This window comes from Micrococcus sp. GbtcB5, assembly GCF_019091605.1.
Lineage (GTDB): Bacteria > Actinomycetota > Actinomycetes > Actinomycetales > Micrococcaceae > Micrococcus > Micrococcus luteus.
In genome coordinates this window covers 1-767 of record NZ_JAGXJK010000078.1, presented here as the reverse complement: position 1 = coordinate 767, position 767 = coordinate 1, and the positions used below count along the sequence as shown (strand labels likewise).

The 767-nt window shown below is 66.6% G+C and carries 1 protein-coding gene; it reads right to left on the bottom strand.

Annotated features, from left to right (window positions below; genetic code table 11):
- Positions 1–203: 203 nt before the first annotated feature.
- Positions 204–680, bottom strand: coding sequence for a hypothetical protein (locus tag KVS67_RS11525; protein ID WP_101966244.1), 477 nt, complete (start codon positions 678–680; stop codon positions 204–206).
- Positions 681–767 lie beyond the last annotated feature (87 nt).

The window sequence follows — 767 nt, the reverse complement described above, 5'->3', positions numbered from 1 at the left end:
GCCGACCCTGCAGACCTGACAGGTACAAGCCCCCTACAACCTCGAAGACGGCTACACCACTTCCAGGGACTTGACCGGCGTGTAAAGGGGTATACCCGACTGGACACGGACCCAGAGAGACCCCTGCACCGCCGGGGCCCCGTCCGAAACGTGCGCATCCCCGGGACGAAGGAGGGCCCGGGTCCCTGACCCCTAGGAGCGGATCAGGACCGAGCCCATTCCCTCATCTGGGCTGGAAGAGCTCCGAGTCGAGACTCCCACCAGTCGAGGTCGGCCTGGCAGCCTCTGCCCTGCGAACGGGGACGCAACGTGACCTGGGCTCGGAACTCCTGCGCCCCTGCCTCCTCCACCACCCGCAGGCGAAGCCACGCCACCTCGGGGGAATACTCCGGGAACAGCTCGAGGGAGAAGCACCGGTCCGGCCACGCCGGCCGCCCGCGGCCGAAGTCCTCCCCCACGAGACCGATCTCCTGGAAGTTGAGATCCTCATACCGGACCGGCTCCTGGGCATAGGCACCCTGCACCTTGAACGTCTCCCCCGGCACCCCCCACGACAGACCGACACAGGGCAACCCGAGCCGCTCCACACTCCATGGCCACATCATGGATTTCAGGCACTCCTGCCCCAGAATCGAGTCCCCATGCACACGGACGCTGACGGACTGCGCACCCCCGCTCATGCGCCGCACGCTAGTTGTTGTGGGTCATGAGGTTCTTGCCACGGGGTACGGGCTGAGATGAGACGAGCGGGCCTCTCCCGCAGGATG